At 65.2% G+C, this 20,942-nt stretch carries 21 protein-coding genes; 15 read left to right on the plus strand and 6 right to left on the minus strand.

Going from position 1 to position 20,942, the window contains the following annotated elements; all coding sequences use genetic code 11:
- Positions 1-850: tripartite tricarboxylate transporter substrate binding protein (locus Q0602_RS17390; RefSeq protein WP_298845909.1), on the minus strand; the 850-nt coding region annotated here is incomplete at its 3' end.
- A 228-nt stretch (positions 851-1,078) separates the two neighbouring features.
- Here Q0602_RS17390 and Q0602_RS17395 point away from each other — a divergent pair.
- Genes Q0602_RS17395 through Q0602_RS17410 form a run of 4 tightly spaced genes read left to right on the plus strand, consistent with a single transcriptional unit; the run spans position 1,079 to position 5,034 of the window.
- A complete protein-coding gene (locus Q0602_RS17395) occupies positions 1,079-1,750 on the plus strand; it encodes a response regulator transcription factor (protein WP_295038662.1) in 672 nt (223 codons plus the stop codon).
- Entirely contained in the window at positions 1,747-3,141 is a 1,395-nt protein-coding gene (locus Q0602_RS17400; RefSeq protein ID WP_298845910.1) for a sensor histidine kinase, read from the plus strand. Before Q0602_RS17395 ends, Q0602_RS17400 begins: the two co-directional genes overlap by 4 nt.
- Entirely contained in the window at positions 3,108-4,277 is a 1,170-nt protein-coding gene (locus tag Q0602_RS17405) for an ABC transporter substrate-binding protein (RefSeq protein WP_298845911.1), read from the plus strand. The genes Q0602_RS17400 and Q0602_RS17405 overlap by 34 nt, the downstream gene beginning before the upstream one ends.
- Before the next feature lie 7 nt (positions 4,278-4,284).
- Positions 4,285-5,034 (plus strand): TlyA family RNA methyltransferase, encoded by a 750-nt coding sequence (locus tag Q0602_RS17410; RefSeq protein WP_298845912.1) that lies wholly within the window; start codon positions 4,285-4,287, stop codon positions 5,032-5,034.
- Between the two features lie 7 nt (positions 5,035-5,041).
- Here Q0602_RS17410 and mscK read toward each other — a convergent pair whose 3' ends face one another.
- Entirely contained in the window at positions 5,042-8,512 is a 3,471-nt protein-coding gene (gene mscK, locus Q0602_RS17415; RefSeq protein ID WP_298845964.1) for a mechanosensitive channel MscK, read from the minus strand.
- Positions 8,513-8,866: 354 nt separating this feature from the next.
- On the opposite strand from mscK, the gene Q0602_RS17420 reads away from it, so the two are divergent.
- The 4 genes from Q0602_RS17420 to Q0602_RS17435 all read left to right on the plus strand — a co-directional run bounded on the left by Q0602_RS17420 (position 8,867) and on the right by Q0602_RS17435 (position 10,879).
- The gene (locus Q0602_RS17420) at positions 8,867-9,790 is read left to right on the plus strand and encodes a phospholipase A (protein ID WP_298845916.1); all 924 of its coding nucleotides are present in this window, start codon (positions 8,867-8,869) and stop codon (positions 9,788-9,790) included.
- A gap of 75 nt (positions 9,791-9,865) precedes the next feature.
- Entirely contained in the window at positions 9,866-10,207 is a 342-nt protein-coding gene (locus Q0602_RS17425) for a YqjD family protein (RefSeq protein WP_149434045.1), read from the plus strand.
- Positions 10,207-10,587 carry a phage holin family protein gene (locus Q0602_RS17430; protein ID WP_295041279.1) on the plus strand — a complete coding sequence of 127 codons (381 nt, stop codon included), beginning with the start codon at positions 10,207-10,209 and terminating at the stop codon, positions 10,585-10,587. Before Q0602_RS17425 ends, Q0602_RS17430 begins: the two co-directional genes overlap by 1 nt.
- Complete coding sequence (locus tag Q0602_RS17435; RefSeq protein WP_295041277.1) at positions 10,580-10,879, plus strand: YqjK-like family protein; 300 nt, start codon at positions 10,580-10,582, stop codon at positions 10,877-10,879. Before Q0602_RS17430 ends, Q0602_RS17435 begins: the two co-directional genes overlap by 8 nt.
- A 72-nt stretch (positions 10,880-10,951) precedes the next feature.
- Here Q0602_RS17435 and Q0602_RS17440 read toward each other — a convergent pair whose 3' ends face one another.
- Positions 10,952-12,133 (minus strand): NAD(P)/FAD-dependent oxidoreductase, encoded by a 1,182-nt coding sequence (locus tag Q0602_RS17440; RefSeq protein WP_298845919.1) that lies wholly within the window; start codon positions 12,131-12,133, stop codon positions 10,952-10,954.
- Between the two features lie 147 nt (positions 12,134-12,280).
- On the opposite strand from Q0602_RS17440, the gene Q0602_RS17445 reads away from it, so the two are divergent.
- The 4 genes from Q0602_RS17445 to Q0602_RS17460 all read left to right on the plus strand — a co-directional run bounded on the left by Q0602_RS17445 (position 12,281) and on the right by Q0602_RS17460 (position 17,281).
- Complete coding sequence (locus Q0602_RS17445; RefSeq protein WP_298845921.1) at positions 12,281-13,435, plus strand: efflux RND transporter periplasmic adaptor subunit; 1,155 nt, start codon at positions 12,281-12,283, stop codon at positions 13,433-13,435.
- Positions 13,435-16,560 (plus strand): efflux RND transporter permease subunit, encoded by a 3,126-nt coding sequence (locus Q0602_RS17450; RefSeq protein ID WP_298845923.1) that lies wholly within the window; start codon positions 13,435-13,437, stop codon positions 16,558-16,560. The genes Q0602_RS17445 and Q0602_RS17450 overlap by 1 nt, the downstream gene beginning before the upstream one ends.
- Positions 16,561-16,621: 61 nt before the next feature.
- Positions 16,622-16,972, plus strand: coding sequence for a DUF883 C-terminal domain-containing protein (locus tag Q0602_RS17455; RefSeq protein ID WP_295040120.1), 351 nt, complete (start codon positions 16,622-16,624; stop codon positions 16,970-16,972).
- A 72-nt stretch (positions 16,973-17,044) separates the two neighbouring features.
- Positions 17,045-17,281 carry a hypothetical protein gene (locus Q0602_RS17460; protein WP_295040122.1) on the plus strand — a complete coding sequence of 79 codons (237 nt, stop codon included), beginning with the start codon at positions 17,045-17,047 and terminating at the stop codon, positions 17,279-17,281.
- Positions 17,282-17,371: 90 nt separating this feature from the next.
- Here the strand turns inward: Q0602_RS17460 and Q0602_RS17465 are convergent, their stop codons facing one another.
- Together Q0602_RS17465 and Q0602_RS17470 are read right to left on the minus strand one after the other, a co-directional pair.
- On the minus strand, positions 17,372-17,770 hold the full coding sequence (locus Q0602_RS17465) for a protein YgfX (protein ID WP_298845926.1): 399 nt from the start codon (positions 17,768-17,770) through the stop codon (positions 17,372-17,374).
- Entirely contained in the window at positions 17,730-18,014 is a 285-nt protein-coding gene (locus Q0602_RS17470; RefSeq protein ID WP_295040126.1) for a succinate dehydrogenase assembly factor 2, read from the minus strand. The genes Q0602_RS17465 and Q0602_RS17470 overlap by 41 nt, the downstream gene beginning before the upstream one ends.
- 181 nt (positions 18,015-18,195) lie before the next feature.
- On the opposite strand from Q0602_RS17470, the gene Q0602_RS17475 reads away from it, so the two are divergent.
- The 3 genes from Q0602_RS17475 (at position 18,196) to lapB (ending at position 20,115) form a co-directional block, all read left to right on the plus strand.
- Positions 18,196-18,519 carry an integration host factor subunit beta gene (locus tag Q0602_RS17475; protein ID WP_275401748.1) on the plus strand — a complete coding sequence of 108 codons (324 nt, stop codon included), beginning with the start codon at positions 18,196-18,198 and terminating at the stop codon, positions 18,517-18,519.
- A gap of 96 nt (positions 18,520-18,615) precedes the next feature.
- Positions 18,616-18,921, plus strand: a complete 306-nt coding sequence (locus Q0602_RS17480) for a lipopolysaccharide assembly LapA domain-containing protein (protein WP_110602835.1) — start codon at positions 18,616-18,618, stop codon at positions 18,919-18,921.
- Positions 18,922-20,115 (plus strand): lipopolysaccharide assembly protein LapB, encoded by a 1,194-nt coding sequence (gene lapB, locus Q0602_RS17485; RefSeq protein WP_295040128.1) that lies wholly within the window; start codon positions 18,922-18,924, stop codon positions 20,113-20,115.
- Here lapB and pyrF read toward each other — a convergent pair whose 3' ends face one another.
- A complete protein-coding gene (gene pyrF / locus Q0602_RS17490; protein ID WP_298845929.1) occupies positions 20,116-20,823 on the minus strand; it encodes an orotidine-5'-phosphate decarboxylase in 708 nt (235 codons plus the stop codon).
- Positions 20,824-20,942 lie beyond the last annotated feature (119 nt).

Genomic DNA, 20,942 nt, shown 5'->3' on the forward strand with positions numbered 1-20,942 from the left:
TGGCGTAGAGCTTGTCGACGGCATCGACCCAGTACTGCTTGGCGTCGTCGTCGATGTCGGCCGGCATGTAGAAACCGCGCCAGTTGGGCCCGACAGCATCGATGCCCTGCTCCTTGGCGGTGGGGATGTCGGAAAGATCGCCCGGCAGGCGCTCGTCGGAGAGCACTGCCAGCACGCGCAGGTCACCCGACTTGAGGAAGCCCTGGGTTTCGGTGACATCGCCGGTGAAGGCATCGACGTGACCGCCGATGACCTGGGTCATCGCCTCGCCGCCGTTGTTGTAGGAGAGATAGGGAATACGCGGCAGGTTCTCGACCCCGGCCGCCTTGGCCGCGATCAGTACCTTGAGATGGTCCCAGCCGCCGTTGGCGCTACCGCCGGCGAACTTGACCGCACGCGGATCCTTCTTCATCGCCTCCATCAGCTCGTTGAGGTCGTGGTAGGGGGAGTCCTTGGAGACCGCGATGACGCCGTAGTCCGCGCCCACCGCGCCGATCCAGTTGACCATGTCGGCGTCCATGCCCGGAAACTGGTTCTGGGCCAGACGCGTGGTGGTGGCGGTGGAGGCGGCCACCAGCAGTTGGTCGTCGCCCTTGCGCTTGCTCACGGTGTGGGCGAAGGCAACGCCACCACCCGCCCCTGCCATGTTGATGGTCTGGACGCTGGCCGGCACCAGGTCAAGCTCCTCGAGCACGTTGCCCACGCTGCGGCAGGTAAAGTCCCAGCCGCCGCCCGGATCGGAAGGCGCGATACACTCGACCTTGCCGGCAGGCTCGAATGCCATGGCGCTGCTGGCGGTCAGGGCCAAGGCCGCAGTGGCCACCCATTTGATTGTTCTGGCTGCAAACATGATTACTTCTCCTCGCTGATGGAGCGGAGTTGTTCGTGGCTGACGCCAACCTTACAGTTTCGTAAGGTAGAACATTGTTCCCGTCAGCGGAAATTAGGGTGAAGCCTTGTAACGGTCAACGGCCTAGCAGCAAAAGCCAACTAAAGTTCAATGCCCAGCGAATCGATTCGTTTACAATCGCCTCACCCGAGTCACGTGCCTCCCCCTCTTCACCTGCAGGAGTTCTCCATGGCACCGAAGTTGATGCTGATAGAGGATGATCCTCTGCTCGCCAGCACGCTCACCGCAACGCTGGCGGTCGACAACCAGCGTATCGAGCGGATAGGCGATGGCGGCGAAGCCCTTGCCCGGTTGTCGATCGATCACGATTACGATCTCATTCTCCTCGACCTCAACCTGCCGACCCGCAGCGGCCTGGACGTGCTGGCGGCGCTGCGCTCGCGCGATCGACAGACGCCGGTGCTGATCCTGACCGCAAGAGCCGCCATCGAGGATCGCGTCAGGGGGCTCGACCTGGGCGCGGACGACTATCTGGCCAAGCCGTTCGCGCTCGACGAGCTGGAAGCACGGGTCCGCGCGCTGTTGCGCCGTCGCCAGAACGACCAGAGCGAATCGATCTCGCTGGGCTCGCTGCGACTCGACCGCCATCGCCAGCACTTCACGCTGGGAGACGCCGCCCTGCCACTGCCGCCGCGGGAACATCGCCTGCTGGCCTGCCTGATCCGGTATGCGGGGGAACCGGTGGACAAGGCGCGTCTGCTCGAGGAGGCGTTCGCCGGGGAACCGGTCGGGGACAACGCCATCGAAGTCTACGTCCACCGCCTGCGCCGGCGACTCGCCGACTCCGACGTCACCCTGCGTACGGTTCGGGGCATCGGCTATCTGCTGGAGGCCGAGTGACCCCGTTGCGGCGCTGGCGGCTGTCGCATCTCAGCCTCTATCGGCGGCTGATGATCTGGCTGTTCTGTCCCTTGGCCATGCTGGTGGCGATCATGCTGTTGCAGGCCTGGTTCGCCTCCCGCGAGGCCGCGGACCGCGCCTTCGACCGGCTGCTCGACGCCGCCTCGCTCTCCATCGCCGAGCAGGTCCGCTGGCAGCAGAGCCGATTATGGATGGACCTGCCGCCTTCGGCACTGGAGATGCTCGCCACCGATGCCCAGGAGCGGGTGTTCTACGCGCTCTACGATGCCCAGGGTCACTTCGTCACCGGCAATCGCTCGCTTCCCTCGCTGCCGCCCGCCAAGGCCGGACAGATGAGCTACGGCGATGTGATATCCCGCGACATGCCGCTGCGCCTGGGCGTGTTGCGCTCTCGGTTGGAGGGATGGGATCGCAGCGACCGGTTCGAGGTCAGGGTGGCCCAGAGCCGCGAGGGGCGACAGGCACTGGCCAACCAGCTGTTCCTGGCCAGCTTCGTCAATATCGTGATCATCGCCGCGCTGGCCATGGTGGTCGTGCTGCTCTCGGCGCGCTTCGCACTGGAGCCGTTGACCCGCCTGAGACGCGCCATCCGCCAGCGCGATCCTCGCACCCTCGCCCCGCTCGAACTGGCGCTGCCCCGCGAACTGGCGGAGCTGCGCCAGGCGTTGAACGAACTATTGGCACGAATGCGCCGCGTCCGTGCCAATCAGGAGCGCTTCATCGGAGATGCCTCTCACCAGTTGCGCACGCCACTGGCGGGGCTTTCGGCGCACGCGGAGCTGGCCATTCGCCAGTCGGAGCCGGCGGCATGGCGGGAAGCGCTCGTCACCATGCATGGCACCGCCACCAAGACCGCGAGACTGGCCGGCCAGTTGTTGTCGATGACCCGCCTCAACAATCCCGAGGCGATGCCGGCCAAGCGATCGGTCGACCTCGCCGCGCTGGCGCAGCGCTGCGTCAGGGAGTCATTCGCGCGCCATCACCGTCACGGCATCGATCTCGGGGTCGACGTGCCCGACCATGCCGTGATGGTGTCGGCGACCGACTGGCAGTTGGAAGAGGCGCTGAACAACCTGATCGAGAACGCCGCGCTCTACGGCGCCCGCCAGATCACGGTGCAGGTCACCGACGCCCCGACGCGGCTGGTCGTCACGGATGATGGCCCCGGCATTCCCGAATCCCAGCGCCTGCTGGTGCTGCGCCCTTTCCACCGTGGCCAGGAGGCAGGCGATGGCACCGGCCTGGGTCTGGCGATCGTCGACAGCATCGCACGCGCCCACGATATTCGCCTGCTCCTGCAGACCGCCAACCCCGACCATCCCGAGCGTCCTGGCTTATGCGTCGTCCTGATCTTCCCCACCGCCACCTGAGCGTGCCGCGCTGCGTGCGGCGCCTCGGCGTCGTATGGCTGGCACTCGCGCTCGCGCTGACGGCTCAAGCACAGGCGAGGACCTTGCACTTCGCCGCGGATACCGAGCCTTCTCGCGCCCTGACCATCTACGGCGTGCTCGACCCACCGCAGGTTCGGCCGCTGCTGTCCGATTTCCATCGCCGCCACCCCGACATCGCGATCGACTATCACAACCTGGAGACACTGGCGCTGCACGCACGTGTCCTTCAGGAGCGCGACACCCCACGCGCCGACGTGATCATGTCTCCCGCGATGCCCTGGCAGTACCAGCTCGCCAACGAAGGGCTGTCGAGCCCCATCGACTCTCCCGCCGCCGCCGACTGGCCGAGCTGGGCACGCTGGCGTCAGGAGCTGTTCGGCTTCACCTTCGAACCCATCGTCATGGTCTACCGGCGAGACCTGGCACGACGCATGATCCCGCCCGAGAGTCACGCCGATCTCCTGAGCCTGCTGCGGCAGCACTCCCGGCAACTCGACCATCGCGTGGTCACCTACGATCCGCGGCGAAGTGGCGCGGGCTACACCTACGCCATCGAGGACGCCAGGATCTCCGCCCGCTACTGGGATCTGGTCGAGGCGCTGGGCAACAGCAACAGTGCCCTGGAGACCACGACCGCCGCCATGCTCGAGGGGCTCAGCGACGGGCGCTACTGGATCGGCTACAACCTGATCGGCTCCTATGTGCAGGACTACGTGGCCGAGCATCCCGAGCTGGTGATGGTCGTGCCCCAGGACTACGCACTGGTGCTGCAGCGCCTGGTCATGATGTCGCGTGACGCGCCTCATCCCGACACCGCACGGCGCTTCATCGACTATCTCCTGAGCGCATCGGCTCAACGCCTGCTCGCCACCCAGACGACGCTGGGTGCCGTGCACCCATCCGTCGATGGCGTCGGCACCGCGGCCGACCTGCGCGATCGGTTGGGGGAAGCGATCCGCCCGGTTCAGATCGGTCCGGGCCTGCTGGCGACACTGGACAGGCTCAAGCGCCAGACGCTGCTGGAGCAGTGGCAGCAGGCCTTCGACAACCGGCCGACGCACGCCGGCGGCCCCCTTGCCGACCCATCCCCCCTGCCCGACGCTGCAACGGAGTGAGCCGCTCATGACACGACTCGACCAACTGGTTACCGCCCACGTCCGCTCCCGCACCCGGGCCCAGCGCCTGATCCGCCAGGGCTACGTCAGCGTCAACGACGGCAGCGCATGGCGGGTGGCGCTGAAACCGGGGGAGAAACTGCCGGACACCGTGGACCTGAGGATCGCCGAGGCGCCGGAGGAGCGCTATGTATCGAGGGCCGGCCTGAAACTGGAGGCCCTGCTGGAAGCGCTGGCGCGCCGCCTCGACGGCCTCACCGTGCTCGATATTGGCCAATCCACCGGCGGATTCAGCGACTGCGCGCTGCGCTACGGCGCCGAGCGGATCATCGGGATCGAGGTGGGGCACGACCAACTGGACGCTTCGCTACGCAACGACGACAGGGTCACCTGCCTGGAGGGCGTCAATGCGCGCCGGCTCCCCTTCGCCGACCTGGAGAGGCTCGCCCCGGGTGGCATCGACGTCGTGGTGATGGATGTGTCGTTCATCTCGCAGACCCTGATCCTGCCGGAGATCGCCCGGGTGCTGCACGCCGGCGGGGAGCTCTACTCCCTGGTCAAGCCACAGTTCGAAGTGGGCCCCGGCAAGGTCGACCCCAGGGGGATCGTGCGCGACGCCGCCCTCTACACGACGGTGGCCGAGGCCCTGCATCGGGCCTGCCGGACACACGACCTGCAGATCGATCATTGGCAGGAGAGCCCGATCGTGGGCGGCGACGGCAATCGCGAATTCCTGCTTCACGCCCTGCGCCGCTGACCGCCCGTCAGCGGCCGCCGTCACCCCCGTCGCTGCCACCATCCGAACCGGCACCGCCAACGTCGCCGTCATCCAGATGACCGTCATCGCCACTGCGGGCCTGCCGGGAACGGATCGCGCCGGCGGAAGGCGCTCCTGACGCGGGAGCGGCGGCACCCAGCGCCGCTCCCTCTCCGTCCGCGCTCTGGACCCGCGCGGACTGGCCGTTCTCGCCGTGCAGCCACACGTCCATCTGGTTGAACGCCACGCGAATGCCGTGTTCCTTGAACAGCAGATCCAGCCGGCGGTTGATTTCGTCGCTGGCGTAGAGCCGATCCAGCAGGTCGTTGACGAAGATCCGCAGCTCGAAGTTGAAGGAGGTCGGCCCGTAGCTGATGCAGAACACCTGCGGCTCGGGGTCCCGCAGTACACGACGGTTCTCGTCCGCCGCCTGGCGCATCAGGCGATGCACCTCGTCGAGATCCGATCCGTGCGCCACGCCATAGGTCAGCACGACCCGGGTCACGTTGTCCGACAGTGACCAGTTGATCAACTGGTCGGTCACGAAGGTCTTGTTGGGAATGATGATCTCTTTCCGGTCGAAATCGGTCACCGTGGTGGCCCGGATACGAATCCGGCTGACGGAGCCGTGGAGCTGGCCAAGCGTGATGGTGTCCCCGATCCGCATCGGGCGCTCGAACAGAATGATCAGCCCCGAGATGAAGTTGGCGAAGATCTCCTGCAGACCGAAGCCGAGCCCCACGCCGAGAGCCGCCACCAGCCACTGCAGCTTGTCCCAGGAGACGCCGAGCGTGCCGAGCGAGATCACCACGCCGGTCCCGACGATGGTGTAGGAGAGCAGCGACGAGATCGCATAGGCGCTCCCCTGCTTCAGCGTCAGCCGGGACAGCACCATGACTTCCAGCAGACCGGGCAGGTTGCGCGCCAGCATCATGGTCAACGCCACCACGATCAGCGCGATGATCACATCCGCCACGGTGATCGGGTCCAGCGTCATCGACTCGCCCTGTCCGCGTTCGATCTCCCACACGCTGACCTGATCGAGATAGGAGAAGACTTCGAGCAGGTCGGACCAGATCAGGTAGAAGGCGAAGGTGAAGCCGATGAAGAGAATCAGCTTCGAGAGCCGCAGCGACTGCTGGTTGACCTGCTCCATGTCCAGTGGCGGCTCCTCGACCACCTCCAGCCCGCCCTCGGCACCCTCCTGTATCTGCGCCCGCCGCCGAGCCACCGCACGACGGTAGGCCAGCCGGCGCTGCGCCACCGCCAGCCCGCGAACCACCGTTGCCTCGACCAGAATCCACAGTCCGAAAATATAGAGCGAATTGATGAAGCGGCCGATCAGACGCAGGGCGGCATATTCATAGCCCATGACGATCAGGCCGCCCAGCACCAGCGGTACCATCGCCAGCGCCAACCCCAACAGCAGCCGGAACAGCTTGAGGCCGAAATAGGGTACGTGGGCCAGGATCAACTGCACCAGGATCCAGCTCATCGCCAGCAATCCGACCAGCAGCGACAGCAGGAACAGGGGGCGGCTGGACAGCTCGGCCTGGCTGCCAGGCGAGGTCCCGCTGATCAGTATGACCGGAATCAGCGAGATCCCGAGCCAGAACAGTAGGCGACGCAGGCGCGCCACGTATCCGGCCGACCAGTGGAAGTGACGCGTCGCCACGCCGTCGGACACCAGTAGCCTGCGCGCCCAGCCCAGCACGCCCCAGGCCAGAGCGAGCTGCAACAGAGACTCCCCCACGCGCTCGGCGAAATCATCGCTACCGAGCCTCAGCAGGCCGCCAACCACCGCCAGCATCAGAGGACCATGGGCGGCGAGCAGCGCGTTGTAGAGAATCGCCCGGGGCGTGTGCATCTGGGTATCGCGCTTGAGACGGCCTATCTGCTCATGCAGATTGAGCAGCCGCACCTTGATGCGACGTCTCAGCAGCAACAGCACCCCCGCCAACAGCAGGACGGGGATGACGGCCAGGGCCCGGGCATCCGGAACCCGCCAGAAACTCGCCAGCGCCGGCCGCCACCCGCCGTCGCGGATCTGGCCCATCAGGATGTCGGGGACATCGCGCCACCAGCTGAGGGTCAGCGCACGGCCACTGGCAACCCAGAACAGCTGCTCCTCGATGGCGCCGCGAATCGATGTCGTGAGCCCCGCCAGCTGCTCCTGGTTGAGCTGGAGGTCGATGGCCACGGTCAGCAGATTGCCGTATTCCCGATCCAGCTGCTCGAGGACTTCGCTGCGTGACTGGAACAGTTTCACCAGCGAGTCGACCAGCGACGGGGTCACCTCGATGCCGGTGTCGGCAAGACTTTTCTCGGCCAGTTCGCGGGGGTGACGCAACGCATCCCGCTGATCGACCAGATCGAACTGACTCAGCCGGGTCCCGGCGATCTCTTCCTGCAAGCCGCCCAGTTCATCGACATCGGGCAAGGCGCGACGCTGCTCGTTGAGAATGCGTGACAACAGCGGGCTGCCACGAATCGCCTCGATCTGCTCGTTGAGCGTGCGCTTGACCTGACGTACGCGATCGAGCTGGGAACGGGTATCGATGGCTTGCCGGATCAACTGGTTGGTCCGGTCGGTCACCTCGAGGAGTCGATCGCTGAACTCGCGGTTGGTCTTTTGAATCTCGCGAAGCACGGGGTGCGCGGCGATCGCCTTGGCGTCCTCCTCGCTGATGTCCGCGACCGCCTTCTCCGACTCGGCGCGGCGCTGACGATCGAGCGCGGCCTGCAGTGCATCCAGCCGCGCTTCCTCGATGGCGACCTGACGTCGAAGCAGATCCCGCCGCTGCACGTCGAGTTCGCGCAGCACCGTGTTGTTGGCCAGCTCCTGTCGATGGTATTCGGCTTGCAGATCGGCCAACGCCAGCTGCAGCCGATAGCGTGCGTCGGCGGGATCGAGAACCTGGGAATCCTCGTCGTCGGAGGTCTGAAGCTGGGTTCTCGCCTGCTCGGCATCCTTCATCGCGCTGGCGATGGCCGACTGCGCGCGCTCGGGTAGTGTCTCCGCGCTGATCAGCCGCGCGTTGATCGACGCCAGCTGGCCTTGCAGCGCCTCGAGCTGGTTCAGCGACTCGGTGGTCTTCTGGCCCAGGGCATCCACGGAAAGCCGGTCGAGGTCGTCGGCTTCGGGCGCCTTTCGGTCGCTCAGCTCGGCAAGCTGGCGCTCGAGCTCGCGGGTGCGCTGAGGGGCCTGTCGGGCCGAGGTCTCCAGCGACTGGAGGTCCTTGCGCAGCGCCTTCAGCGACTCCAGCGTCTGCCGGGCCACGCGCAGATCATCCAGATCCGCCTGCTGCGCGTCGGTGGGAGCCTCGACCTTCTCGAGCTTCTGCTGCTCGGTCTTGAGCTCCTCTTCCGTCGGAAGACGATCCTGCTGTTGCGCAAAGGCAACGACACTTGTCATGAGTATGCACAATACGAGTGCAAGGAACGTGCTACGCTCAGCCCCTTTCAAAAGGACGCCCAAGAGGCCGGCAAACGCCGGGGCGGTCTTTGCCGAGACGATCGCCGTCAGCCTGGACGGTCCTCGTGCAGCACGGCCTGATTGCCCAGAATACTCACCCGCGACCGGGTCGTCCGACATGTCGACTCCTCGTCAACTCCGTTCCTGCGGCCGCCGCCGCTTCACCGCGGCGCGATCCCCTACCGATAGCGGAGTTTACCGTCAGCGCGTGCGGGTTTCGAGGCGTTACTTGGCGCGCGGAGCGAGTTTGAATTAAGTCGACGACATGCTAGAAATCGTCACTACCCGACAGGAAGCCTGATTCTCATCAGTCCGATCGCGCTTCTCCCCATTGGATCATCTTGACAGGACAGTCTTATGACGCCCATTCGTTCGCTGCGCCATACCGGCATTCTTCTCCTGGGAATGGCGGCCACGTCCTTGGCAGTGGCTCAGGATTCAAGCACCAGCAGCGACCCGGTCCAGCAAGCGAACGACCAGGCGGAAGTGCGCCGTAACCTCGAGGCGGAAACTGCCGAGAATCCGCTGGCGATCACCACCTATCGACGCAACTACATCCTGCCATGGACTTACAACAGCAACCCGGACGAGTCGGATTTCCGGGAGATCACCTCGGAGGGCAATGTCGACAAGTCGGAGATCAAATTCCAGTTGAGCTTCAAGGTGAAGCTGCTCGACGACATGTTCGGCGACAACGGCGACCTCTATTTCGCCTACACCCAGCGCAGTTGGTGGCAGGCCTACAATTCCGAGGCTTCCGCCCCCTTTCGCGAGACCAACTACGAGCCCGAGGGCTTCGTCAGCTTCGATAACCGCTGGACGGTGCTGGGATGGACCAACACCATCAATCGCGTCGGCTTCGCGCACCAGTCCAACGGACGCTCGGATCCGTTGTCCCGAAGCTGGAACCGAATCTACGGCGAATCGATATTCCAGCGCGGCGACTGGGCCTTCAGTGTCGCCCCACACTGGCGTATCCCGGAAAACGACAAGGACGACGACAATCCGGACCTGGAGAACTACATCGGCTACGGCGACCTGACCCTGGTGCGCGCCTTCGGAGACCAGGAGGTCTCGTTGATGGTTCGTGGCAACCCGGGCAAGGCGCACTATGGTGGCCAACTCGACTACTCCTTCCCGCTGTTCGGCAAGGTGCGCGGCTATCTGCAGTACTACAAGGGCTACGGGGAGAGCCTGATCGACTACAACCACGACGTGCAGCGTTTCGGCCTCGGCTTCAGCATCAACACCTTTTTGGCCGGGATCCCCGGTACGCGTTGATGCCGACAGCTAGCCTGTCTATGCTGAAGCCTGTCTGTTCCAACCATGCCACTCGACTGTCAAAGGATGACGACCATGACCATGCAATCCATCGGCGGCAACGGTCCCGAGCGTGAACGCGAAGCCTCTACCGAGCAGCTCAAGGAAGACCTGCGCAACCTGTCCCACACCGTCGAGGAGCTGATCCACGCGACAGCGGACGACTCCCGCAGCAATATCTCCGAAATGCGCGAACGCGCTCAGCAACGCCTGCATGCCACCCGGGAGCGTCTGGAAGCTCGTGGAGAAGCCCTCTACTCCAGCGCCAAGGAGCAGGTCGATGCCACCGATCGCTACGTGCATGAAAACCCCTGGACCAGCATCGGCATCGGCGCCGCGGCGGGCGTGGTTCTGGGACTGCTGCTGGGACGTCGCTGATGGCGGGGCCGGCTGAAAACGTGATTTCCGCCGGGCGACGGCTGATCGCCAATCTCATCGCCACCGGCCAGACGCGACTGCGTCTCGCCGTGGTCGAGTGGGAGGCGGAGCGAGACCGAATGCTGACGCTGCTGCTGTTGGCGGGTGCAGGCCTGATCGTGCTGTCGTTCGCGATCGGAATGCTGCTCCTGCTGATCGTGGTGGTCTACTGGGAAGAGCACCGCCTGCAGGCGATCGGGATCTGCTCGGCGGCGCTTTTCATCCTGGCGGGGGTCTTGATCTTCTCCGCCAAGCGAGTCGCCAAGCAGCGCAAGTTGATGGCCGCGACCCTGCATCACCTGGATCGCGATCGCCAGGCACTGGGGCACTCCCATGACTGAACGTTCCCGCCAACGGCAACTGGACGAGCTCGAGGACGAGATACTCCAGCAACGCCTGGACATGACCGCCGCCATGCGCGAATGGCGTGACGCCACGGCACCGATCGACAATGCCTGGAACAAGATGATGAGCTGGCGCGTTCCGCTGATGGCGGCCGGGGGATTGTTGGCGATGCGCAGCGCGCGCAAGCCACGCTCCACCGGCCGCCTGTTCAGGCGGGCACTGACCGGATTCATGATGTACAACCGCGGTCGGGCGCTTTACCGGGCGACCCGCGGGAAAAACCGCTAGCCGCGGGCGCAAGCCGCCTTTGCCACCCTGGCGTCGCGGCCACTGGAGACAGTGGCCGCCTCTGGTTCGGCGTCAGAGCGCCTGACCACACGCCACGCCGGATGACCAGGCCCACTGGAAATTGAAGCCACCCAGCTGCCCGGTGACGTCCAGCACTTCACCGATGAAGTAGAGCTGGGGGATTGCGTTGACGGCAAACGTCTTCGACGACACCGCTGCGGTGTCGACCCCGCCCATGGTCACCTCCGCGGTACGCCACCCTTCCGTCCCCGCCGGCTTGAACTGCCACGCTTTGAGCCCGCTCGCCACGGCGTCGATATCGGCGTTGGACAGTTCGGCCAGCGGCCGGTCCTGCCATGCCTGCCACTCGATCAGCGCCTGGGAGAGACGCTTGGGTAGCGCCTCCCCCAGCCAGCTGCCTAGCCGCCGCCGCGGTGCGCGTCGGCGAAGGTCGGCCAGGGTCTCCGCGACCGGGATCAGGGGCAGCCAGTCGATCGCCACCGTCATGCCCGGCTGCCAGTGGCTCGAGGCCTGGAGCATCGCCGGCCCGGACAGACCGCGATGGGTGAACAGCAACGGTTCACGGTAGGTGCCGTCGCCGCAGCTGACCGCCACGGGACAGGACAGGCCCGAGAGCGAGGCCAGCGACTCTTTCCATCGCGAGGTCACCGTGAAGGGCACCAGTGCCGCCCGGGTCTCGGTCACGGCCAGCCCGAACTGGCGCGCCAGATCGTAGCCGAAACCGCTGGCGCCGAGGGTCGGGACGGACAGGCCCCCAGTGGCGACCACCACCGCCCCGGCCTCGGTCTTGCGGCCATCTATCTCCAGCCGCATCCCCTCACCCAGGCGCTCGACGCTGCCCACCGTCGTGGAGAGGGAGACTTCCACGCCCGCCCATTCGCACTCGGTCAGCAGCATGGAGACGATCTCCTTTGCCGACTGCGCACAGAACAACTGGCCGGGCGCCTTCTCGACGTACTCGATACCGTGCCGCTCGACCAGCTCGACGAAATGGTGCGGCGTGTAGCGTTTCAGCGCCGAGATCGAGAAGTGCGGGTTGCCCGAAAAGAAATGCGCCGGCGTGGTGGCGAGATTGGTGAAATTGCAGCGCCCACCGCCGGACATCAGAATTTTCTTTCCCGCCTTGCCGGCATGATCGACGACCCGTACGCGAAGGCCGCGGTAACCCGCCGTCAGCGCGCACATCAAGCCCGCCGCGCCTGCGCCGATGACGACGACATCGTAGGTTTTCATCTCCACACCGCACTTGCCTCGCTGAATGGGCAGGCATTCTAACAGAGGCGTTTTTCGAGATGCCCTTTTCATTCGCCGGTCGTTCAGGTACTAACGAGTGGCGCGCACTCGCCCGCCCAATGCAACGCTGACAAGAATCCGCTAATCATGACAACGAAATCGGCAGATCGTGAGCGCTTTACGCTCGGACGCGAAAACCGCTTACCGCCCCTGCTGGCGCTGCTCCTCTGCGTGCTAGCGACGTGGTTGCCGGGCCCGACCACCGCAAGCGCCCAGGAGACGCCGCCAGTCGCCGTGATCGGTGCCACGGTAGTGGCGTCGACCTGGCAGGATCCGGTGGAGGCGCTGGGAACCTTGAGAGCCGACGAGAGCGTCACCCTCTCGTCCACGCTCACCGGCACCATCAGCGCGCTCAACTTCGAGGACGGTGACGAAGTGGCGGCCAGTCAGTGGCTGGTGCAGCTGGACGACGCCCAGGCACAGGCCGAACTCCGCGCCGCCCAGGCGCTGCTCGGCCAACGCCGGAGTGCACTCGGCCGGGCACAGCAGCTTCAGGATCGCAACCTGGGTGTGCGCGCCACGCTCGAGGACAACGCGGCACTGGTCAAGCAGAGCGAAGCCGAAATCGATGCCATCCGCGCACGACTCGCCGACCATCGCTTGCAGGCGCCCTTCGCGGGCACGGTGGGGTTGCGCGAGATCAGCGTGGGCGCCCTGGTCACACCCGGCACCGAGCTGGTCACGCTCGACAAGCTGGACACCATGAAACTCGATTTCACCGTCCCGGCGACGCTGCTGTCGGTGCTCCACCCCGGCCTGACGCTCAGCGCCACGACCCCGAGCTACCCGGACCAGGTCTTCCGCGCCGAGGTCGCCACCCTCGGGACGCGCATCGACCCCATCTCACGCAGCCTGGTGGTCCGCGCCAACCTGCCCAACCCCGACGGCCAATTGCTTCCGGGCATGCTGATGGAAGTGCGGTTGAACCAGCCCGCTCGAGAGGCGTTGACGATCCCGGAAAGCGCGCTGGTCCCGGACGGCGAACGCCAGACGGTCTGGCTGATCGAGCCGGGCCAGCCGACCCGTGTGACGCGCCGGGAAGTCACCACCGGCGAGCGCCGGCAGGGAGATGTCGAGATCGTCGAGGGTCTCGATGAAGGGCAGCGAATCGTGACCCACGGCACGCTCAAGGTACGCGAGGGGGACCCGGTCGAGCTGATCGCGGAAAATGTCGGTGAGGGCGACATCAAGGATGTGCTGGAGCGTCAGCGCCGCGCCATCGAATCCCGGGCGAACGACTGATGCGGATTTCCGATCTATCGATTCGCCGCCCGGTTTTCGCGACGGTCGTCTCGCTGTTGCTGATCGCCTTCGGCCTGCTGGCCATGGAGCGCCTGCCGCTGCAGGAATATCCGGCGATCGATCCGCCGATCGTCAGCATCGAGACCAACTATCCCGGCGCCTCCGCCAGCGTGGTCGAGACCCGGATCACCCAACTGCTGGAGGACCGCATCGCCGGTATCGAGGGTATCGTCTCGATCGAATCCAGCAGCGCCGACGGCGAATCGGAGATCGACGTCGAGTTCTCGCTGGACCGCGACATCGACGGGGCCGCCAACGATATTCGCGACCGCATCTCGTCGGTGGCCGACAACCTGCCCGACCAGGCCGAACCACCCGAGATCGAGAAGAGCGACAGCAGCGACGACGTCATCATCTGGCTGTCGCTCTCCGGCGAGGGCTATACCATCCCGGAGCTCACCGACTACGCCAACCGCTATCTCGTCGACCGCTTCTCGACCCAGAACGGCGTCGCCCGGGTCCGCCTGAGCGGCGGCAAGGAGTACGCGATGCGGGTCTGGCTCGACCGCAATGCCCTGGCCGCACGCCAGTTGACCGTCGACGACATCGCCGACGCGCTCGAGGATGAAAACGTCGAACTGCCGGCCGGCTTCCTCGAATCCCGCGACCGCCAGTTCACGCTGCGCATCCCGCGCAGTTTCACCACCGCCACCGACTTCCAGAATCTGGTGATCGCGCGGGGGGACGACGGCTATCTGGTGCGGCTGGCGGACGTCGCCCGCGTGGAGGTCGGCTCCGTCGAGGAGCGCTCGCTCTACCGCGGCAACGAAGTGCCCATGGTCGGCCTGGGCATGATCAAGCAGTCCACCGCCAGCGTGCTGGAGGTCGCCAATGGCGCCAAGGCGGAAATGGCCCGGCTGCAGCCGACGCTGCCGGACGCCATGCAGCTGTCGCTCAACTTCGATTCGTCGGTGTTCGTGTCAGGTGCCCTCCACGAGGTCGTCTCCACCTTGTTCATCGCCATGGGGCTGGTCGTGGTGGTGATCTTCCTCTTTCTCGGCAACGTGCGCACCACCCTGGTGCCGGCGGTGACGGTGCCGATATCGCTGATCGGCACCTTCATCTTTCTGGCCCTGTTCGGTTTCACGCTGAACCTGCTGACGCTGCTGGCGCTGGTCCTGGCGATCGGCCTGGTCGTCGACGATGCCATCGTGGTCATCGAGAACGTCCATCGGCGCATGGTGGTCCATCGCGAGACGCCCCTGGTGGCGGCCTATCGCGGTACGCGCCAGATCGGCTTTGCGGTGATAGCCACCACCCTGGTGCTGATCACGGTATTCATTCCGTTGAGCCTGCTGCGGGGGGATATCGGACGCCTGTTCTCGGAGTTCGCCTTGACGCTCGCTGCCGCCGTCGGGCTTTCCTGCCTGGTCGCACTGTCGCTGGCACCGATGCTGTGCTCGAAGCTGCTCAACCCGCGGATGCACGAAAGCCGCATCAGCCGAGGGGTGCAATGGCTGCTGGACCGTTCGCAGACGACCTACCGGCGCTGGCTGTGCCGGGCGCTGCGTTTCCGCTGGCTCGTTGTCGGGCTGTTTGCCCTCGTCCTGGCCCTCACCGCCTGGCTGTTCCAGCAGTTGCCCAACGAGTACACGCCCCGGGAAGATCGCGGCGCCTTCTTCGTGCTGATCGAAGGGCCACCCGGCGCGACCTTCCATTACATGCAGGATTACTATGACGAGATAGAGACCCGCCTGATGTCCCTGGTCGACGCCGGCGACATCAACCAGGTCTCGATCCGTGGTCCGCGCGGCTTCGGCAATGTCGAGAACTTCAACGACGGCATGGCCATCGTCACCCTCAACGACTGGGGCGACCGGCGTTCGGCGTGGGAGATCATGGCCGATGTCAGGCAGCGACTCGGGGACCTGCCCGGCGTGACCGCCACGCCGGTCATGCGCCAGGGCTTCGGCGGCAGAGTCGAGAAGCCGGTCCAGTTCGTGATCGGCGGCAGCACCTACGATCAACTGGTCGACTGGCGCGACCGCCTGCTCGAGCGTATCCGTAAGGACGGTAATGGCGGACTCGAGGCGGTGGACAGCGACTACAAGGAGACCCAGCCACAGCTTCGCATCCGGATCGATTACAACCGCGCAGCCGCCCTGGGCGTGACCGTCAGCACCATCGGCAACACCCTCGAGACGCTATTCGGCGGACGCAACGTCACGACCTACGTCGACAACGGCGAGGAGTACGACGTCATTCTCGAGGGAGAGCGCGAACGCCAGCGCGCCCCGAGCACCCTGGACAACGTGCAGGTACGCTCGGCGGTCAGCGGCGAGCTGATTCCGCTGGCGAGTCTGGTGTCCGTCTCCGAGTTCGCGGGCGCCAGCGAGCTCAACCGGTTCAACCGGATGCGGGCCATCACGCTGGAGGCCAACCTTCAGAACGGTACCGCCATGGGCGACGCGCTGGCCTACCTGCAGCGAATCGCCGACGAGGAGTTGCCCAGCGAGGCGGTCATCGACTACAAGGGCCCTTCGCGGGATTATCAGGAGGCCAGTGGCGCCACCACCTTCCTGCTCGCGCTGGGCATCGTCGTGGTGTTCCTGGTTCTGGCGGCCCAGTTCGAGAGCTTCATCCATCCGCTGGTCATCATGTTCACGGTGCCACTGGCGATCAGTGGCGCCCTGCTCGGCCTGTGGGCCAGCGGCCAGTCCCTCAACATCTATAGCCAGGTCGGGCTGGTGGTCCTGGTGGGTCTGGCGGCCAAGAACGGCATCCTGATCGTCGAATTCGCCAATCAGCTGCGCGACGAGGGAGCGGCGTTCTCGGATGCGCTGGTCGAAGCGGCCGTGACCCGACTGCGGCCGATACTGATGACGACCGTCACCACCATGGCTGGCGCCATACCGCTGATCCTGGCCTTCGGTCCCGGCGCCGAATCGCGCATCGTCATCGGTACCGTGATCTTCTGCGGCGTCGCCGTCGCCACCCTGTTGACACTGTTCATCGTTCCGGTCGCCTATGACATGCTTGCGCGGCATACCGGCTCACCCGGCGATGTCGGCCAGCGTCTGGAGCGAGAGCTGAATCTCGATGCGCCGACGCGAGAAAGGCCCTAGCGAGTCATGGAATTGCAACTACACTTCTCTAGGGCCTGTCCACCGCACCGGAGGGATGACCATGAGCCTGTTCCATCGTGACGACAAGGAAGACGAGACCAACCGTATCGATGAGGATATGGCGGCGGCTGCCGAGCGTGCGCCCCGGCTGGGGGATGATCCGATCCGGGAGGAACCTGCACTGACGTCGCAGGACGACCCTCTCGAGGAGAGCATCGACGAGCCGCCTCCCCACGCCACCGCCTATCTTCCGCAGGACAGCTGGGCGAACCGCTCACGCCAGCGCCTGGACGAACAGATCAGCGACACCTGCGAAAGCTGCGACGAATTCGTGCAGCGCAAACCCTGGCAGAGCGTCGGTATCGCCGCGCTGGGCGGCGCCTTGCTGACGCTGATGCTGAGCCGGCGTTGACGGCTCGAGCCAACAGAACGAATCTATTGCCCTGACCCACCATCATCATCGACCAATGATTAAGGATGATCCATGAGCCGCAACTATCGGGAAGAGAGCCGGAACTACTATCGAGATGCCAAGCGTCGAGGTCGCAAGGGTCTGGAGCGCGCGCGGCATCGGGCGGACGATGTCAGCCACGAACTGGCTGAGCACGCGGAAGAGGCCTGGCGCGAAACCGATGACTACGTTCACCGCAATGCCTGGAGCAGCATCGGCGTCGCCGCGCTGGCCGGATTCGCCATCGGATTCTTCGTCGGGCGCCGCTGAACGACGCCTCGTCACCCGGCGATAGCTCGATCAGGACGGCCCCGTGATACCTCACGGGGCCGTCTTCTCGTTCGGGCCGCGGAATCACGGTCACTCGAACCGGCTGGACAGCGTCTCGCGCAAATGGCGCAGCGAATGGGCGTCGCTGCTATCTGGCCACAGCCACAGGCGGCGGCCGGAGAGATCGATCGCCGAGAGTAGCGGCCCGAGGCGTACCAGCCGGCAGGTTTCGGGCTGCCAGGCCCGGGCATCGGCCGAGCTCTCCCAGACTGACCGCTCCCCGCTCTGCACGCATCGCAGATGATACTGCCTGGGCGTCGACCGGTACCGCCAGCCGGTGACGGTCAGCGCCACCAGCACTATCGGGACGGCAGCCCGACCGTCGACCCACCACCCCGCGTAGCCGGCCAACGCCAGCGCCAGCAACGCCTGGCAAGCCAGCGACAGCCTAGAGCGCCTGACGACGACTGTTGTCGGTGGTCTCTGCATGTTCGACGATCATTTTGACGAGACGGCGCAACTCGGCGTCCTGGGGCCACTCGCGCCGCATCAGCCAGGTGAAGAGATCCTGGTCCTCGCTGGCCAGCAGCTCCCGGTAAAGCACCTGGTCCGAAGGCGTCAGTTGGTCATAGCGATCTTCGAGAAATGGCATCAGCAGCAGATCCAGTTCCCACATGCCGCGCCGTGAATGCCAGTAAAGCCGCCGACGCGTGACATCTTCGTTGTCTGACATGGACTACCCTCGATCCGGTGGGCTGAATGACTGTATGGCGCCGCATTATACCCGAGGGAGTTGCCAGTCACTATTCACTCACCCGACCCACCCGGCTAATGCGTTGTTTTCTCGAAAGTTGCGAAGTATGCTGAAGCGACAATAACAGACGTCGGACGCCCATTGCGCGGTTCTTCACCGCCTGGCAGAGGCCTCACGGAGAATGTCGATGACAAAGTCTGAATTGATCGAACAGATCGCCACCCGTCGCCCCGAGCTATCGGCGAAGGAGGTCGAAGCGGCAGTGCGCGTCATTCTCGACGATATCACCAACGCACTCGCGGACGGCGGACGTGTGGAGATTCGCGGATTCGGCAGTTTTTCACTGCATTTTCGCGAGCCTAGAACCGGGCGCAATCCCAAGACCGGCGATCCCGTCGATCTCGACGGAAAATACGTCCCGCACTTCAAGCCGGGCAAGGAACTACGCGAACAGGTCAATGCCAGCCGCGCGCTGGGCTACTGACCTCCCAAGTCATTGCACCCGTCGTGCGAATCGACGGATGCCACCGCGATGACCGATCACGACCCGGGCAGTCGCGGTGCGTCACCAGGAATCACTATGCGCTGGCTCAAAGGCGTCATTCTCGCCATCATCCTGATCGTCGTACTGCTGCTCGGCATCCTGTTTGCCGTCAACAACCAGCAGCCACTGCCGCTGGACTTGATCTGGGTGCAGCTCCCTCCCGCCTCGTTGTCGCTGTGGCTCCTGGTCGCCCTGGCTTGTGGCGTGATTCTCGGCATGCTGGCAATGACGGGGATGTACCTTCGCCTGCGCACCCTGTTGACCCGTGCCCAGCGTCACAATCAGCAACAGCGCAAAGAACTCGATCGTCTACGGACGCAGGAGTTCAAGGAAAGCACCTGAATGAGCGATGTTCTGCTGCTGGCGCTGCTGGTGGCAGCCATCGCCATCGGCTGGTTGCTGGGGCGCTGGGAATCGGGCCGGGGCCGGAGCCGGCCACGCACCGGGACGTCACGCGGCACGCTGCCGAAAGACTATTTCGTTGGCCTCAATTATCTGCTCAACGAGCAGCCGGACCGTGCGATCGAGACCTTCACCCAGGCGCTGGAGGTCAACAGCGACACGGTCGAGACGCATATCGCCCTGGGCAATCTCTATCGGTCGCGCGGTGAAGCCGATCGCGCCGTTCGCATCCACCAGAACCTGCTGGCCAGGCCCGCGCTGACGCCATCGCAAAGTGGCCAGGTGCAGCTGGAACTCTCTCGCGACTTCCTCAACCTCGGGCTGCTCGATCGAGCCGAGCGGCTACTGCTGTCGTTGCAGAAGAGCCAGGTCGACGACGATCAGAAGCTCGCCGCCAGACGTCTACTCGTCGACCTGTTCGAACGCGAGAAGGAGTGGGCCCAGGCGCTCGACGCCGCCCAACCGCAACTGGTGCGCCAGGATGCCGACATTCGGCGCGCGGCGGCACACTGGCATTGCGAGCTGGCCAGCAGGCACCGCATCGAAAGCAGCCCGTCACTGGCCCGAAAGGCATTGAAGCAGGCACTGCATACCGATGAGCGCTGCGTTCGTGCCAACTGGATGCTGGGCCAGCTCGAGTGGGATATCGGCCACTATCGCGATGCAGCCCGATGCTGGCAGCGGGTTCCCGAACAGGATCCGAGCTTCACCGCCATCGTGCTGGAGCCGCTGCGAAATGCCTATCGGCTGCTCGATGACGACGACGGCTGGTGGCAGTTCCTGGAGAAACAGCTGCAACGCGACCCACAGACCTCGGTCGTCATGATGGCAGCGGACACGCTGAGACATCGCCAGGGCACGGAGATCGCCTGCGCGTTCGTCAGCGACCAGTTGCGCGACCACCCCAGCCTGCGTGGCGTCGACTACCTGATGGACCTCTATCTGGACGATAGCGATCCCGCGGAGCGGGATCGGCTGGAGCTTCTCAAGCAGCACACCCGGCAGTTGCTGAGTACCCGGCCGAGGCACCGCTGTCAGCGCTGTGGCTTCGGCGCCGAACAACTCCACTGGCAGTGTCCCCGCTGCCGCAGCTGGGGCACCAGCAAGCCGGTAACGGGCCTGGAAGGCGAATGATCACGACCCGTTTGCCAAGGTATGCTCGATGTCGGCCAGTGCCGCCATGGGATCGGCGGCCTGGGTCACCGCTCGACCGATGACCAGGTGCGTGCTGCCGGCCGCCATCGCTGCATCGGGGGTCATCACCCGTCGCTGATCTCCCTGCGCCGCGCTGGCGGGGCGAATCCCCGGCGTCACCTTGAGGAACCCCGCCCCGCAAAGCTCGCGCAGCCGGGCGCTCTCGCGCGCCGAGCAGACGACCCCATCCAGCCCGCTCTCCTGGGTCAGCCTGGCCAGCCGCTCGACTTGAGCCAGGGCACTGTCGGTGACGCCGGTTTCCTGGAGCTCGTCGTCGGTCATGCTGGTCAGCACGGTGACCGCGATGAGATGCGTCTCGAGTCCGCGCTTCGCCAATCGCTCGGCGCTCGCTTCCATCATTCGGCGGCCGCCGGAAGCGTGCACGTTGACCATCCACACGCCCAGGTCGGCGGCGGCTTCCACCGCACCGGCGACCGTATTGGGGATGTCGTGAAACTTCAGGTCCAGGAAGACCTGGAAGCCCCGCCGATGCAGCGCCTCGACGGCCGCCGGCCCTGCACGGGTGAACAGCTCCTTGCCGACCTTGACGCGGCAACGGACGGGATCGAGCGCGTCGGCCAGTTGCAGCGCCGCACCCAGTTCAGCGTAGTCGAGCGCAATGATGAGTGGCGATTCCGGGGCGGGCATGGTCGTCTCCAGCAGTCGAATTCGTGCGGGAGTATACCTGACACCGCAATGGGATAGGTCGCTCCCGCCATATCCGCGCCAGCTACTTTAGCCAGATTGAGTAGAAATTGACTGACAAG

This window comes from uncultured Salinicola sp. (assembly GCF_937921195.1).
Taxonomy (GTDB): domain Bacteria; phylum Pseudomonadota; class Gammaproteobacteria; order Pseudomonadales; family Halomonadaceae; genus Salinicola.